The sequence below is a fragment of the Pantoea sp. X-Soil-TKNS-1207 genome (genome assembly GCF_059730485.1).
Genome location: NZ_AP035960.1, coordinates 155735 through 171221, shown reverse-complemented (window position 1 = coordinate 171221; position 15487 = coordinate 155735). Strand labels below are relative to the sequence as shown.

Genomic DNA, 15487 nt, shown 5'->3' with positions numbered 1-15487 from the left:
CTGCCCTCCGCTACACTGCCAGCAAATAGTGGCATATCGCTGAGGCAACGATGGTTTTTCAACGCAAAGGCGCAGTACTGGCAATTTCAGGTTTCGTGGTTTGCTGCTGCGCCTGGTACTTCTGGCCGAAACAGATCGCCCAGGCAGCGGCTAAATCTCCGGCGGCTCCCTCACTGGTCAGCATGATCACCGCCAGCGTTAAACCGCTGCCGATCATCCTGACGACCCAGGGACATGTGGTGCCGCTCAACCAGGTTGATATCCAGCCGCAGGTGACGGGCACGGTGAAAAGCGTGGCATTTCGTGAAGGGGATTTTGTTAAAAGCGGGCAACTGCTGTTTACCCTCGATGATGCCAGCCAGCGCGCAGCCTATAACCATGCCGTCGCAGCGGCGGGTGAATCGCAGGCATTGCTGGTTAAAGCGCAGCGTGACCTGGAACGCTCACGCGCCCTCAAAGCCAAAAACTATATCTCGCTGTCTGACTGGGACACGCTGTTAAGTAATGTCCAGCAGTACCAGGCGCAGCTGAAAGCGGCGCAGGAAGATGTGCAGACCGCCAGCGTTAACCTCGCTTACACCCGCATCACCGCGCCGGTGAGTGGCAAAACCGGCACGCTCAATGTGCATCCCGGCAGCCTGGTGCAGCCGGGGGGCACGCTGCCTCTGGTCTCGGTTATCCAGTTTGATCCCATCGGCGTGTCCTTCACCTTACCGGAGCAAGACCTTAAATCGGTGCTGAGCGCGCAATCGCAGGGCGAGGTGAAAGTGGCGGTGGAAAACGCCAGCGGCGTCACCGTCAGCGGCACGCTCGACTTCATCGATAACAGCGTCAGCACCGACAGCGGCACCATCACCTTAAAAGCGCGTTTCAGCAACGCGAAGATGCTGCTCTGGCCCGGCCTGTATCAGTCGGTTCAGGTGAGTGCGGGCGTCACGCCCGATGCCGTCGTGCTGCCGCCACAGGCGGTGCAGAATGGCCCTGACGGGCATTTTGTTTATGTGATCGATCAGCGGAATCAGGCGGCGATTAAGCCCGTCGACCTGCTGCGGGTCCAGCAGCAGCTGGCCGTGGTGAGCGGCATCAGCCAGGGCACGCAGGTGATCAACGAAGGAGCGAATAATCTGCGGCCGGGTATGCCGGTGCAGATCGCCACTAACCTGGATGCGGCGGTCGCTCACTGATGAAACTCTCCGAACTCTGTTTACAACGGCCGATTGCGGTACTGCTGCTCTGGCTGGCCGTGATGGTCGCGGGCTTTATCTGCTGGAAAAATTTACCGGTTGCCGCACTGCCGACATTCGATACGCCAACCATCAAGGTTAACGCTTCTCTGTCGGGCGCCAGTCCGCAAACCATGGCCTCTTCGGTCGCCACCCCGCTGGAAAAAAACCTCTCCACCATCCCCGGTGTCGCGACCATGACCTCCACCAGCCTCGAAGGTGCCACGACCATCGTGCTGGAGTTCGATCCCACGGTAAATATCGACTCGGCCTCGGTGGATGTGCAGTCCGCGCTGTATCAGACGCTGAAAAAACTGCCCACGCAGATGACAACGCCGCCGACCTTTAAAAAAGTGAATCCGGCGGATGCGCCTATCGCCCAGATCAGCCTTGATTCACCATCAATGACGCTGTCGGATCTCAACCGCTTCTCCGATGATCTGATCTCTCCCGCGCTGTCGATGCTGCCGGGCGTCGCGGAGGTGGATGTTATCGGCCAGAAACGTTATGCCGTGCGCATTGAAGTAGACCCGGCCAAACTGGCCGCCACCAATATGACGCTGGAGGAGTTGCAGACCGCGCTGAAGGCCGCCAATGATAATTCACCGGTCGGTGAACTGGACGGCAGGCGGCAGATGATGATGTTGCAGACCAGCGGCGACCTGAAAAACGCCGATGATTTCAAACAGGTGGTGATTGCGACCCGTAACGGGCAACCGGTACGCTTATCTGATGTTGCCAGCGTGCAGGACAGTATCGAAAACACCCTCAGCCACAGCGCGGTCAACAATCATGCGGCGATCGTTCTCAGCATCAGCCGTCAGCCCGGTGCGAACCTGGTGGCGACGCTGGATGCGATCAAGCTGCTGATGCCAAAATTACAGCAGCAGATGCCGTCGTCAGTGCATATGCAGCTGCTGAACGACCGTTCTGTTTCCGTCCGCAATGCCATCCACGACGTCAATATCACCCTGCTGCTGACCATCGCGCTGGTGATTCTGGTGATCCTGCTGTTTTTACGCCACGTTCGCGCAACGGCGATCCCGGCGCTCAGCGTGCCGATCTCGTTACTGGGTTCGTTCGCACTGATGTACGCCTTTGGCCTTAGCCTCGACAATATTTCATTAATGGGACTGACCATCGCGGTTGGCCTGGTGGTGGATGATGCCATTGTGGTGCTGGAAAACATCATGCGCTACATCGAGCAAGGCGTATCACCCAAACAGGCCGCGTTAAAAGGGGTGAAAGAGGTGGGATTCACCGTCATCTCAATTTCGCTGTCGCTGGTGGCGGTATTTATCCCGATTTTCTTTATGCCCGGCACCATGGGGTTGCTGTTCCATGAGTTTGCCTGGGTGGTCTCACTGGCGATCCTGGTCTCCGCCGCCGCCTCGCTGACCATCATTCCGCTGCTGGTGCCGATGCTTATCCGCCACGATCCTCAGCATCAGCAGCAGGAACCCGCCTGGAGCCGCATGTTTGAACGTTGCTTTGAGGCATTACGCCAGCGCTACGGACGGGCATTGCGCTGGGCCATCGACCATCAGGCCATCACCCTGGCGGTGGCGCTGGCAACGGTGGTGATGACCGGCTATCTCTATACCACAGCACCGAAAGGCTTTTTCCCGCAGGAAGATATTGGTCAGGTCACCGCCAATATTGATACGCCCCAGGATATGTCTTTTGATGCGCGAAAAGCGGTGGCTTACCAGCTGGCGGCCACGCTGCTGAAAGACAGCGCTGTCGCCACCATTGTCACCAAAGTGGACCACGACACCACCCAGCTGAATCTGACGCTACAGGACCAGACGCAGCGTCCTGCGATGTCGCAGGTGCTGACGCAGATGCGGGCAGAAACGCACTATCTTCCGGGTATCACCGTCTATTTCAGTCCGGTGCAAAATTTCAGGGTCGGCGGCAGAAGCGCCAAAAGCAGCTATCAATATACCCTGCAATCGGTTAACAGCAGCGGCGGGCTTAGCCTGAATGACTATACCAATCAGCTGATGGATGAAATGAGGAAGAGTGGCGTGTTCGTCGGGGTAAACAGCGATGCGCAACTGAATGGTTTGCAGGCGGAGCTGACCATCGATCGTAACAAAGCGTCACTGCTGGGGGTGGACGTTGACCAAATCCGCAACAATCTTTATGCCGCCTTCGGTACGTTGCAGGCATCCACCATCTATGCCCCCGAAGACAGCTATGAAGTGATCATGGAGGTGCAGCAGCCTTTCCGCCAGAACGAGAGCGACCTGTCGCAGATTTACGTGCGCTCGGCGTCAAACACCTTACTGCCCATCTCCACCTTTACCCATATCAGCCGCACCCAGGGGGTGACGGCGGTGAACCATCAGGGACAGCTCCCGGCCATCACCATCTCCTTTGATCTGGCCCCTGGGAAGTCGCTGTCCGACGCCACCCAAGCCATTCAGCAGGCGGAACAGACGATCAATCTGCCGCCATCGGTGTTTGGCACCTATGCCGGGCAGGCGGCGCTGTTTCAGCAGTCGCAGTCGAGCCAGATCTGGCTGATCGTACTGGCGCTGGCGGTGATTTATGTGATTCTCGGGATGCTGTATGAAAGCTGGATCCACCCGATTACCATTCTGCTGGGCCTGCCCTCCGCTGCCGTCGGCGCATTGCTGGCCCTGAGGCTGATGGGGCTGGATCTGACCTTTATCGCTATGATTGGCATTCTGCTGCTGATCGGCATCGTGAAAAAGAATGCCATTATGATGATAGATTTTGCGTTGTCGGCGCAGCGCGAACAGGGGATGAGTGCCCATGAGGCGATTGTTCAGGCCAGTCTGCAACGTTTTCGCCCGATTATGATGACCACGTTATGTGCCATCATGGGCGCCTTACCCATTGCCTGCGGCTGGGGCGCAGGCGCCGAACTCAGGCAGCCGATGGGGGTGGCGGTGGTTGGCGGGCTGGTGTTCTCGCAGTTTATTACCCTGTTTATCACCCCGGTGCTGTATCTGCTGTTTGACCGCACCAGTAGCCGACTGGACACCCTGACCCACGCCGTGGAGGAATCATGAGACTATTGCTGGTAGAAGACCAAACCACCGCGGCGGACTATATCGCGAAGGGATTGCGGGAGAATGATTTTGTCGTTGATGTGGCCGCCAATGGGGTTGATGGCCTGCATCTGCTGCTCACTCACGACTATGATCTGGCTATTCTCGACGTCATGCTACCGGGAATTAACGGCTGGAAACTGCTGGAGATGGCGCGTCAGGCTGAGCGGAAAACCCCGGTGATGTTTCTGACGGCGCGCGATGACGTTGAGGATCGTGTCAGGGGTCTGGAGTTAGGCGCCGAAGATTACCTTATCAAACCCTTTTCCTTTAGCGAGTTGCTGGCTCGGGCCAGAGTCATTTTGCGGCGCCAGACAGCCGCCAGCGCCGCCGCCAGTGAAGAGTCGCTGCTGCAAATCGGCGGCCTGGCGCTGGACTTTGTTAAACATAAAGTGAGCCGGGACGGCAATCGCATCGATCTGACGCAGAAAGAGTTTTTGCTGCTGAGCTTACTGATGCGGCGCAGCGGCGAAGTGCTGTCGCGCACGGTGATCGCCGAGCAGGTGTGGGATATGAACTTCGACCCGGAGACCAACGTCATCGACGTCGCTATTCGCCGGTTACGGAATAAAATTGACGATAATTATCAGGTAAAACTGCTGCATACCATCCGGGGAGCCGGTTACGTACTGGAAGAAAAAGAGAATGCTGATACCCCGTAATGTGCCGATCACCGTCCGCCTGACGCTGTTTTTTTCTGTTGCTATGGCTGTGGTGCTGTACAGCGTGTCAGTCCTGCTGTATCAGACATTGCGCGATCAGCTGAACACCAAAGATGTCGATGAATTGCATAACACACTGCAATTTCAGCAGGAGATCGCCACTACCATCAGTGAACGCCAGGGTCCGCAGGAGCAGTGGCAAAATGAGTTATTCGAATTTATTGCCGAGCAGGATCGCCTCTCACTGCGCATTATCAGCCCGGACGGGAAAGTCTGGTCACAGTCGAAAAACATGCGCGTCCCGGAAAAAGATTATCCCGCCCCCACCGCCACCTTTAACTATTCCAGCTGGCGCCTGCGCGATGGCGAAACCCATGAAAAATTTCTGATTACCGCCACCACCTTTACCCTCCAGGGCAAACAGCCCTGGATCGTACAGGCGGCCCTTAACGTGTCGCGCAACAATGAAATCATTGAAAACTACTGGGCGCGAATGCAGCTAGCAGCGGCACTGGCGATACTGATATTTGCGGGTTGCGGTTACTGGCTGTCCCGGCGCGGATTGCGCCCATTACGGGTGATGAGTCAACAGATTGAACGGATAAACGTGGAGGAGCTGCACACCCGTCTGGCTGTGGAACGCTGGCCTTCGGAACTGGTTGCCCTGGCGTCTGCCTTCGACACCATGCTGACGCGGCTGGAAGCCTCATTCGCCCAGCTGACGCGCTTCTCATCCGATCTCGCGCATGAGCTGCGCGCGCCGATTAATAACCTGATTTCGGCTGCCAGCGTAACGCTCAGCCAGCAACGCAGTCCGTCTGAATACCGGGAAACGCTGGGGGTGGTGGTTGAAGAAGGCGAACGTCTGTCACGCATGATCTCATCAATGCTCTTTCTGGCGCGCGCCGATAACAGCCGCGAACCGCTGAAGATTGAGATACTCGACAGTGAGAGTGAATTTCGCCGCCTGATCGGGTTTTATGACATTCTGGCGGAGGAGAAAAACATTACCCTGAGGCAGGAAGGCGCGTACCGTTTTGCCGCCGACCCGCTGCATTTTCAGCGCGCGCTCTCTAACCTGCTGGCCAATGCCATCCATTACACGCCGCCTGGCGGGCATATCACGCTCAGCGCCCGTCAGGAAGAGAATATGATGCACTTCAGCGTGGCTGATGATGGTGAAGGGATTGAAGCTGAGCATTTACCCCATTTGTTTGAGCGCTTTTATCGCGCGGATGCCGCCCGCAGCAGTGCGGAAAATACCGGGCTTGGGCTGGCGATTGTAAAAACGATTGCCGAGTTGCATGGCGGTAAAGTCACCGTCGTCAGCGTACCGGGCAAAGGCAGTCTGTTTACGCTGTCGATTCCCTTCGCGCGGCATACGCTGACAAAATTGTAATCTCGCTGTGCCAGCCGGGTCACCGACGGAATGCGACAATATCTCTGTCAAAACGACAGTTATATTTAACCATGAGGTGACCGCTATGAAACAGAAACTGTTCCCCCTCCTGTTGGCCGCTTTTTCACTCCTCGTCATAACCCAGTTTGAGGCCCACGCTGATAACGGTGTGGCACGCACCGCCAATACATGGCTGCTCACGCCGGCAAGCTGGCATCCTAATCCGTCAAAGACGTACGAAAATTATCCATTCGACCTGAAGGAAAACAAAATAAACAGATCGACAGAGGAGCAGACTGAGGCGCTAAATAGCGCCGGGAAATATCAACCGTTAAATGACCCCTCCGTTTCCTCACCGGTTTATTATCAACAAAAACCCTAAACAATAAAAAAAGCCTGCCCGATTAGCTGGCAGGCTTTATTCACCACTCCGTTTAATCAGCCCGCCTTTTTATTTCCGCGACGCGCCGCCGTGAGAAAAAGAACAGGGTTGGCAGGCTCAGATAAAAGGCGATCATCAGGGAAATCACCAGATCACCCGGCCAGTGCATTCCAAGCAAAAGACGGCTGGCAAGCACGCCGGCAGCCCAGATAAGCATAATCCCCGCCAGCAGCAACCGCCCCTGCGCTAAAAGAAGCGTCACCGCCATTAACGCCCAGGTGGCGGCGAAAACCGTGTGCCCGGAGGGAAAAGAAGGCGCCGTGTCCCCCAGCCAGTACTGCTTTTGCCACGACGGAATAATGGCGTTGCTATCCAGGTTACGGTGCAGCATATTTTGCCGTTCCGCGGTATCAACCTGATAAAACTTCTGATCAACCTCTTTATCGCTCTTACTGAGCCAGACAACGTAGGGACGCGGTTCAAGCGAGATCTGTTTTATTTCACTGACGGCAAGCTGCCCAACAATAACGGGCAATAACAGAAATAAAGAAAATTTAATCCACTCATTTTTTCTCACCCCGGCCACCCAACCCAGCACAGCGAGAAAAATAGCCGATGTCAGATAACCGAACGGTTTGCTCACCGTCTCAGTAAAGAGATAGAAAAGCCATAATAATGACGACTGGTGAGTTGCATCCCACGCCCAGTTAACAGACCAGGCATAGAGCGGAATACTCGCCAATATCACAATACACATCACTACAGAAAATAGTGGTGTTCTTCCGTATTTCATGAACGCTTTTCTCTGAATGAAAGAATAAAAAGGAACGGTATTTAGCATATCGATGAGATGGCGGCCGGAAAGAAAAGCCATCCGATTAGCAGTCATGTTTTCCCCATTTGAAACGCTGGAAATCGCCCGACGCCGGGATTGTGTCTGCCATGGCCGCTCTCCTCATCAAAATGGGATCACCATGATGACGAAGAAAACTTAAGTTTTGCTTAAAACAGGCAATAAGTTTGTCCAAATCCGGACGTCTCAATTAATGCTGGAATGCAGGGATATTAATCCTCTGCGCAGTGATGATAAGTCGTGTCTGCGCAAGACCACCCGTGCGACGCCGCCGCAGCTACCTTCCCGGCTGGCTATATTCCATTGTTTATCCTGGCGGTATTATCGCGGCTGTTTTATCCCGAAAGTTTTTGCGTGAATTTATGCAAAATGGAATGTTGCGTTAATATCCCTGCCTGCACGTTAGCTCCGTCACAAATTTTTAACTTTCTCCGTTTCCTCCCTTGACTGATGACGAGGCGAACGTAAAACTCGATCAAAAGTAAAACGTTTTACTTTTTGCAATGCGTCGCGGTATCAAAGAATTTTCCGTGATATTTCCATGGTTTATAAAACACTGGGATAGATCATGAAACATGTAGAAGAGTTCAATGATTCTCTCGCAGGTATCGGCTTAAGACCCGAGCCTCCTGCCGCAGAAATCTCGTCAGTGGCAAGCGGAGCCATTAAAAAAGCCAAAACACGGCTGATGCCATTAATATTAATGATGTATCTGATGGCATTTATTGACCGTTCCAATATTGGTATGGCAGCGCTGACCATGAATCAGTCTCTGGGCTTATCGCCGGAGCATTTTGGTTTTGCGGTCGGTATATTTTCCTTTGGTTATATTCTGTTTGAAATCCCCAGCAATGTGCTGCTGGAGCGTTTCGGCGCACGCTTCTGGTTAGCCAGAATAATGATTACCTGGGGAGTGATCTCCATGGCCATGGCGTTTGCTCAGGGTGTGGTAAGCCTCAGCATTCTGCGGTTTTTATTGGGTGTGGCGGAAGCGGGCTTAGCACCGGGTATTGTTTTTTATCTTACAACCTGGTTCCCCAAAAAAGAGCTGGCCAAAGTTTTCTCGATTTACTATTTAGGTGTGCCGCTGGCGGCAATTATTGCCAACCCCCTGTCAGGCTTTATTCTGGATAATTTCCACCATGTCGCGGGACTGGAAAGCTGGCAATGGTTGTTCTTAATTGAAGGGTTCCCGCCGGTGATCCTCTCCGTGGTGGTGTTCCTGTATCTGACTGATAAACCAGCAAAAGCCAGCTGGCTGAACGCCGATGAACGGCAGGCCTATCAGGACCTGATGGAAAAGGAACAGCGTGCCACCTTGACGGTTGGCCATTCCAGTTTGAAAAGCATGTTTAAAGATCGCCGGGTGTGGATATTAGGTCTGGCTTACTTCTTCACCGTTATCGGCCTCACCGGTCTCGGTTTCTGGATGCCGCAATTTATTAAACGGTTTAACTATTCTGACACCGTCGTTGGCCTGTTAGGCACCATTCCTTATATCGCGGGTGCGATTGTCATGTGCTGGTGGTCAAACCATTCGGATAAAAGTAACGAACGTACCTGGCATTTTATTCTGCCCTCGCTGGTGTTCTCACTGGGATTTGTGGTCGCGGCCATCAGTGATTCTCCCGTGGTCTCGATGATCGGTTTAACACTTTCCACCGTGGGTATGCTGGCCTGTGTCCCGACCTTCTACACCCTTCCGGCCTCTTTCCTGACCAGTCAGGGGTCGGCGGGCGGTCTGGCGCTGATCAACTCCATCGGCAATATCGGGGGATTTTTCGGCCCCTTCCTGGTGGGGTTAACCATCTCACTCACCGGCAAATCGCAAAACGGCCTCTATCTGTTGGCCATCCTGGTGCTCTTTTCACCGTTATTAATTTATCTCCTGAGTAAAAGTCGTCGTCAGGTCGCTGGCTGGCGTTAATCACATCCTTTTTTAAACCCCCATCAAGGAGTACGAAATGAACTTAGCAGCATTGTTAGCTGAGCGTGCCTGTGCCGTTAAATCAGGCACTGCCCAACCCGTTCGGGTCGGCATCATTGGCGCCGGTAAATTCGGTTCGATGGTACTGGCGCAGTTGCGACATCTTCAGGGGCTACAGGTCGTGGCGGTTGCCGATCTGGACGTCACCAAGGCAAAAGCGGCGCTGGCGCGTGTGGGCTGGCCGGAAGCGCAGTATCAGGCGGCCACGATTGAAACGGCCTTGCGTGATGGTTCCACCTGCGTCATCCAGGATGCAGAACACCTTTTCCGCTGCGAACAGATCGACTGTATTGTCGAAGCCACCGGCCACCCGCTGGCAGGGACGCGCCATGCCCTCCATGCCGTCGAACATGGCAAGCATGTGGTGATGGTCAACGTTGAGGCCGATGTCCTCTGCGGCCCGCTGATTGCGGAACGCGCCCGGCAAAACGGTGTGATTTACAGCATGGCGTATGGTGACCAGCCCGCCATTATTTGTGAGTTGGTTGACTGGGCCAGAGCCTGCGGCTTTGAAATCGTCGCGGCCGGGAAAGGCATGAACTTCGAACCACGTTATCGCTACTCCACGCCGGAAACCGTGTGGAGCTTTTTTGGCTGGACGGAAGAGGAAGTCGCTACCGGGGATTTTAATCCTAAAATGTATAACTCCTTTACCGATGGCACCAAAGCAGCGATTGAGATGGCGGCGGTGGCTAATGCCACCGGGCTGGATTGCCCGGATAACGGACTGGCTTTCCCGCCCGCTGGCGTGCATGACCTTGCCCGCGTCTTCTCACCGGAAGCGGATGGCGGACGGCTGAGTCGCAGCGGCCTGGTGGATATTGCCGCCAGTCAGGAGCCAGACGGCCGAGAGGTGCTGAACAACATTCGCTACGGTGTGTTTGTCACCTTTAAAGCCCGCGATGAATACAGTCGCGCCTGTTTTAAACAATATGGATTATTGACCGATCCGACCGGTTGGTATGCCTCGATGTGGCGCCCTTTCCACCTTATCGGCCTGGAAACCAGCATCAGTATCCTCTCGGCCGTGCTGCGTGGCGAAGCCACCGGTTCCGCGCTGAGCTTCCGCGGCGATGCGGTCGCTACCGCGAAACGCGATCTGAAGGCCGGTGAAATGCTGGATGGCGAAGGCGGGTTTACTGTCTGGGCGAATGCCTTACCGGCCAGTATCAGCGTGTCGCAGGATCTGCTGCCAATGGGGCTGGCTCACCATGTCCGTCTGGTGAAAGATGTCGCTAAAGATAAAGCGGTGCGCTTCTCGGATGTGGCGTTTGACAACAATCTGGATATCGTTGAATTACGTAAGCAGATGGTGAGTCTGGCTGGATTATAGATAACACGCTGCCCGCTGTTGCCTCCGCCGCAGCGGGCGTCTCAGGAGGATGTCATGGCTTTGCAGTACAGAATCGGTTTGCTGGGCACGGGAAAGATGGGATACCCGGTCGCACGTCGTTTGGCCGCGGCGGGTTATCCGGTTTCGGTATGGAATCGTTCACCCGCTAAGGCGGATACCTTACAGAATTTTGGCGTCAGACTGGCCGACTCCCCCGCGCAGCTGATGGCAGATAGCAACGTGGTGATCTGCCTGCTGGGTGACGCCCACGCCTGCGATGAGGTGATCTTTAATAACCCGGCAACGCGCCAGGCCATCGCAGCGGAAACCATCATCATTATGATGAGCACCTTATCGCCGGGGATCGTGGTTGAGCAGCAGCGCAAAGTGAACAATGCGCAGGCGGAGTACCTTGATATGCCCGTCTCCGGTGGCACCACCGGGGCCGAAAAGGGCACGCTGTCATTGATGGCTGGCGGCAATGCGCAACTTATTGAACGGTTACATCCGCTGCTTTCTCAGCTGGGAAAAGTGACGCGCGTGGGAGAAGTGGGCGCCGGGCAGCTCGCCAAACTGGCTAATCAGATCATCGTTGCCGGTACGCTCAGTTTATTATCCGAAGCCTTCACGCTGGCTGAACGCGGCGGCGCCGATCCGGTGAAGGTACGGGAGGCGCTATTGGGTGGGTTTGCCGACTCCCCTCTGCTCCGGCAACAGGGGGAACGTATGGTGACGCAGGACTTCCAGCCACGCGGCCCGGCAAAATGGCAATTAAAAGATACCCGCAGCGCGGTCGCTCTGGCGGAGCAGCTGGGCCTGCACTTGCCGCTCACGGCAGCCGTGAACCAGTTGTTTACGCAAATGATTGAAGCCGGTGACGGCGAGTTAGATCACTGCGCCATTATCCGGCAGATCCAGCGCCTCAACGGTTTGGCGGTTTAACGGTTGCCACGCTTTCGCGCTTTATCAGGGTGCTGGTCAGTTCGCAATGCGCCCTGATCTCCCCGGAGAGACTCAGCAAAGCCTGTTCCGCCAGCGCCTCCAGCGGATGCTTAATCACGCTGATGGACGGGCTAAGCAACCGGCTCCAGTGGCTGTCGTGATAGACGATCAACGATAAGGTCGCGGGCACCGCAATTTTCAACTCTCGGATACGCGCCATAATGACGGGGGCAATCGAGGTATTGCCAATGATAATGGCCGTAGGCGGTGCCGCTAACGCCAGCAGGTCATCAAGAGCCTGGCTGGCCTGGGGATCGCGGAAGTTTTTAATCGCGCTATAGCGGCTATCCCACGCGAGGCCATTCTCCGCCAGCCCCTGTTTATAGCCTGCCAGTCGCTGTAAAGACGTTGAGGTGTTGAGCGGTCCGCTTATCCAGCCAATGCGCTGATGGCCCTGCTCAGCCAGCCAGCGGGTGGCCTCAAAAGCGGATTGCTGATTGTTGAAGCCAATCACATTGGCCTGAGAGACGTCCTCAAGATAGCGATCGATAAAGACAATCGCGATCCCCATCTCCGCGATGGATTGCCACATATCGCTGTTAGCGCTGGTGGGCGTGGCGATAATGGCTTTCACCCGCTTCTGCATTAACATGCGGAGGCTTTCACGCTCAAGGTTGGGATCCTCCTGGGTCGTCACCAGGATGACATTCATCGCCATTTCGCGCGCGCGACGCACAATAAGATCGGCGATTTCCGAGAAGAACTCATTGGCGATATCCGCGACCACTAAGCCAATGGTGTTGTTCAGACTGGTTTTTAGCTCACGCGCGGCGCTCTGCGGCGTGTAGTTCAATGTCTGGATAGCGTCACGCACCCGCTGACGGGTCCGTTCAGAAACAGACCCCGTACCCGGATTCAGCACCCGCGATACCACACCGATCGAAACCTTTGCTAAAGCAGCAACCTCTTTAATGGTACTTTTCTTTTTATCAGTCAATGCCACACCCGGCCCCACATCGTCAGAATCGCGAATTTAATGTTAGGTTAATCAGGGCAGAAGATAAACTGACTTACGCCAGGAATGGGATACGCCAGCGCGGGTATGAGAGGATCAAAAAAGGGCAGCGACGCTGCCCTTAGGGTTTAAGACGCTGTTCTGCGCCGATGATTAATGATGACCGGAATGACCCGAAATCGACGGTGTACCGCCCTTCATTTCCGGTTGTGAGTTCATCTCATCCGGGGTTTTCAGGAACGGCGTCAGAATGGCACTCAGGATATACAGGCCGGCATAGATACCCAACACGCCTCCGGCACCGAGTGACGAATAGAACACGGCGGTAATCGCCGGTGCAATGAAGGCGCCTAAACCCGCACCCAGATTGAGTACCGACATCGCCGCACCTTTACTGTCCGGAGCCAGCATCGGGAACAGCGCAGACAGCGGGACGTAACCCGCCATGGTAATACCGCAAAGGCAGAGTACGAACGCCATAACGTAGAAGTTGTGGCCCAGCATCTGCGGCACCAGCCAGACCAGCACCAGTACAACCGCGTAGCTCACGCCGCCCACCCACATGATGGTGTTGCGCCAGCCAAACTTATCACCGAAGAAACCAAAGAACAGGTTGGCAAAGATGGCGACCACGAACACCGCTGACCACATCTGCAACCACTCGGTTTTGCTGTAGCCAAAACTGATCAGATACAGCGGCAGGAACGTCGCCAGACCATACTGCGCCACGCCATTGATCGATTTGACCACCAGGCCCATGGCAATCACCGGGCGTTGTAAAATGGTGATCCCCTTGATCAGTTCAGCCGCACTGAAAGGATGGATTTCAGAGGCGGGGACCTTATCGCGGTTAACCCAGATACCCAGCACTGCGCCAATCACCACAAACACCATACCGGTCCACAGCACATGGATCTCGCCTAAAACCGGTAACGCGAGGGACGAAAAATAGGGTCCAATGACACTGAGGCCCAGCGAGAAAGTAAACCAGAACCAGCCAACAGCGGTTGAGCGCCGCGCTAACGGCGTGCTGTAGTTGATCCAGACAAGGAAAGAGTAGGCAAAAAGCGGATAGCCGATACCTCTGATAGCGTAAAACGGCAGCATCCAGGCCATATGCATGGTCCTCAGCCCCACCCAAATAAACCCTATGCTGCCTATGACAAAGGCAAACAGTCCATAAAGCATGACCTTACGTGGCCCCAGCGTCTGTACCAGCACCCCGGTGACCCAGGCTGCCAGTGTCACCGTCACACCATAGGCGGTAATCAGCAGGGAGGCCTGAGCGACAGATAGTCCTTTATCAACTAACCATATTGTTATCCATGCCTGTTCAACGCCATCACCGATCATAAATATAGTCAGACCGATGTAGCCCCAAATCAAATTCTTTGGCAGTCCTAATTTTTCAAACATAATTCCCTCCAGTGTTGGGCACTGACTGGCTGCAGATAAGAGGTAAAATGAATTTATTTTTAGTATTTAATCATCTGTAGCAGCATAGACTGGACCTTAAGCGCGTCCTGACTACGGATGATAGTATCCATTTCTTCAATGCCCACAGTATCAATGAATCCTGCCAGCGCTTTGTACATCTTAATATTCTGGGCACATTCCGCGACCGGATCTTCACGGCTTGGGAAGGTGTCAAAATAAATAAGACCATCAAACTTCACGCGTTTTGCATAATAGATATATTCCAGCGTCTGCATCAGGTGAACGGAACCGAGCATTAAGCCATCATCGAAATGACCATAGCCGTCGTTCAGATGGAAACCGATCAGGCGATTTTTACGTGCCGACTGGAATAATGAAAAGGCCGGGTTTTCCTTTTTCATGATCATATGGCAGAAATCCAGGGTGATACCCAGATTATCTGCGCCCACGTCATCAATCAGCATCAGCGTGGATGACACATCACCAATAAAGGAGAAGGTACGCGGTTCATAAGGCTTATATTCAAAGCTGAACTGCATATCCGGGTGAGCGCCAGTGACCTGCTGTAATGCATTGACCAGCAATTCGTAGGCTCTGAAATAGTCCTGCTGGAAAGGATAGTCGTAGCCATCGTAACCAAACCACAGGGTAACGGTATTACCGCCGAGAAACTTGCATAATTCTGCCGCTTCCAGCGTTTGCTGAATGGCTTTTTTACGCAGTGCTTCATTAGGATTGGTGAATTCACCATCAATAAAGTCTTTATTGTAGCGGAGTGCGATACCGCCAACTTTGAGGCCATTATTTTCAATGCACTGCTTAATCGCCTGCTTATCCTGATTGATAAAATGCTCAGGATAATTAAGCTCGATATGCGTCAGCCCTTCTACGGTCCCCATACGCGTAATAAGATCACACGTATCCATATTATTTTGCGGAGTAAATAACTCAGCGCGTGAACGAAAGGAGTTAATACGAGACGAAAACTTCATGGCATTTACCTTATTGTCAAACATGGATGCTTTATAATGCAGCCGGTTGCCAGGGTAAATGCCATTTGGAAAATATTACTCAAAGTAAAATGGAAGGCAACCTTAACGCCACTTTCATTTTACTGCGAGTAAAATGGCTCAGTAAAATGTCTTTTAAGCTGTGACGGAGTTAACATTTT

General features: G+C 54.1%; 12 protein-coding genes. 8 read left to right on the top strand and 4 right to left on the bottom strand.

Going from position 1 to position 15487, the window contains the following annotated elements; translation table 11 throughout:
- Positions 1 to 50: 50 nt before the first annotated feature.
- The 5 genes from AC6I8V_RS24170 (at position 51) to AC6I8V_RS24150 (ending at position 6749) form a co-directional block, all read left to right on the top strand.
- Positions 51 to 1184 carry an efflux RND transporter periplasmic adaptor subunit gene (locus AC6I8V_RS24170; protein ID WP_497846932.1) on the top strand — a complete coding sequence of 378 codons (1134 nt, stop codon included), beginning with the start codon at positions 51 to 53 and terminating at the stop codon, positions 1182 to 1184.
- A complete protein-coding gene (locus tag AC6I8V_RS24165; RefSeq protein ID WP_497846931.1) occupies positions 1184 to 4267 on the top strand; it encodes an efflux RND transporter permease subunit in 3084 nt (1027 codons plus the stop codon). The genes AC6I8V_RS24170 and AC6I8V_RS24165 overlap by 1 nt, the downstream gene beginning before the upstream one ends.
- A complete protein-coding gene (locus AC6I8V_RS24160; protein WP_497846930.1) occupies positions 4264 to 4968 on the top strand; it encodes a heavy metal response regulator transcription factor in 705 nt (234 codons plus the stop codon). The genes AC6I8V_RS24165 and AC6I8V_RS24160 overlap by 4 nt, the downstream gene beginning before the upstream one ends.
- On the top strand, positions 4952 to 6367 hold the full coding sequence (locus AC6I8V_RS24155; RefSeq protein WP_497846929.1) for a heavy metal sensor histidine kinase: 1416 nt from the start codon (positions 4952 to 4954) through the stop codon (positions 6365 to 6367). The genes AC6I8V_RS24160 and AC6I8V_RS24155 overlap by 17 nt, the downstream gene beginning before the upstream one ends.
- Positions 6368 to 6452: 85 nt before the next feature.
- A complete protein-coding gene (locus AC6I8V_RS24150; RefSeq protein WP_497846928.1) occupies positions 6453 to 6749 on the top strand; it encodes a hypothetical protein in 297 nt (98 codons plus the stop codon).
- A gap of 52 nt (positions 6750 to 6801) precedes the next feature.
- Here the strand turns inward: AC6I8V_RS24150 and AC6I8V_RS24145 are convergent, their stop codons facing one another.
- The gene (locus AC6I8V_RS24145; protein ID WP_497846927.1) at positions 6802 to 7638 is read right to left on the bottom strand and encodes a phosphatase PAP2 family protein; all 837 of its coding nucleotides are present in this window, start codon (positions 7636 to 7638) and stop codon (positions 6802 to 6804) included.
- Between the two features lie 532 nt (positions 7639 to 8170).
- On the opposite strand from AC6I8V_RS24145, the gene AC6I8V_RS24140 reads away from it, so the two are divergent.
- Genes AC6I8V_RS24140 through AC6I8V_RS24130 form a run of 3 tightly spaced genes read left to right on the top strand, consistent with a single transcriptional unit; the run spans position 8171 to position 11864 of the window.
- Complete coding sequence (locus tag AC6I8V_RS24140; protein WP_497846926.1) at positions 8171 to 9529, top strand: MFS transporter; 1359 nt, start codon at positions 8171 to 8173, stop codon at positions 9527 to 9529.
- 37 nt (positions 9530 to 9566) lie between these two features.
- Positions 9567 to 10922, top strand: a complete 1356-nt coding sequence (locus tag AC6I8V_RS24135) for an NAD(P)H-dependent oxidoreductase (protein ID WP_497846925.1) — start codon at positions 9567 to 9569, stop codon at positions 10920 to 10922.
- 54 nt (positions 10923 to 10976) lie between these two features.
- On the top strand, positions 10977 to 11864 hold the full coding sequence (locus AC6I8V_RS24130; protein ID WP_497846924.1) for an NAD(P)-dependent oxidoreductase: 888 nt from the start codon (positions 10977 to 10979) through the stop codon (positions 11862 to 11864).
- Here the strand turns inward: AC6I8V_RS24130 and AC6I8V_RS24125 are convergent.
- The 3 genes from AC6I8V_RS24125 to AC6I8V_RS24115 all read right to left on the bottom strand — a co-directional run bounded on the left by AC6I8V_RS24125 (position 11845) and on the right by AC6I8V_RS24115 (position 15308).
- Positions 11845 to 12867, bottom strand: coding sequence for a LacI family DNA-binding transcriptional regulator (locus tag AC6I8V_RS24125; RefSeq protein WP_497846923.1), 1023 nt, complete (start codon positions 12865 to 12867; stop codon positions 11845 to 11847). The genes AC6I8V_RS24130 and AC6I8V_RS24125 overlap by 20 nt on opposite strands.
- Before the next feature lie 165 nt (positions 12868 to 13032).
- Complete coding sequence (locus AC6I8V_RS24120; RefSeq protein ID WP_497846922.1) at positions 13033 to 14295, bottom strand: MFS transporter; 1263 nt, start codon at positions 14293 to 14295, stop codon at positions 13033 to 13035.
- Between the two features lie 59 nt (positions 14296 to 14354).
- Positions 14355 to 15308, bottom strand: a complete 954-nt coding sequence (locus tag AC6I8V_RS24115) for a sugar phosphate isomerase/epimerase family protein (RefSeq protein WP_497846921.1) — start codon at positions 15306 to 15308, stop codon at positions 14355 to 14357.
- Positions 15309 to 15487 lie beyond the last annotated feature (179 nt).

Coding starts and splice junctions, on each gene's coding strand:
- AC6I8V_RS24160 (WP_497846930.1), top strand. CDS start 4,264: ATGAGACTATTGCTGGTAGAAGACCAAACCACCGCGGCGGACTATATC.
- AC6I8V_RS24155 (WP_497846929.1), top strand. CDS start 4,952: ATGCTGATACCCCGTAATGTGCCGATCACCGTCCGCCTGACGCTGTTT.
- AC6I8V_RS24170 (WP_497846932.1), top strand. CDS start 51: ATGGTTTTTCAACGCAAAGGCGCAGTACTGGCAATTTCAGGTTTCGTG.
- AC6I8V_RS24130 (WP_497846924.1), top strand. CDS start 10,977: ATGGCTTTGCAGTACAGAATCGGTTTGCTGGGCACGGGAAAGATGGGA.
- AC6I8V_RS24140 (WP_497846926.1), top strand. CDS start 8,171: ATGAAACATGTAGAAGAGTTCAATGATTCTCTCGCAGGTATCGGCTTA.
- AC6I8V_RS24145 (WP_497846927.1), bottom strand. CDS start 7,638: ATGACTGCTAATCGGATGGCTTTTCTTTCCGGCCGCCATCTCATCGAT.
- AC6I8V_RS24115 (WP_497846921.1), bottom strand. CDS start 15,308: ATGAAGTTTTCGTCTCGTATTAACTCCTTTCGTTCACGCGCTGAGTTA.
- AC6I8V_RS24165 (WP_497846931.1), top strand. CDS start 1,184: ATGAAACTCTCCGAACTCTGTTTACAACGGCCGATTGCGGTACTGCTG.
- AC6I8V_RS24150 (WP_497846928.1), top strand. CDS start 6,453: ATGAAACAGAAACTGTTCCCCCTCCTGTTGGCCGCTTTTTCACTCCTC.
- AC6I8V_RS24135 (WP_497846925.1), top strand. CDS start 9,567: ATGAACTTAGCAGCATTGTTAGCTGAGCGTGCCTGTGCCGTTAAATCA.
- AC6I8V_RS24120 (WP_497846922.1), bottom strand. CDS start 14,295: ATGTTTGAAAAATTAGGACTGCCAAAGAATTTGATTTGGGGCTACATC.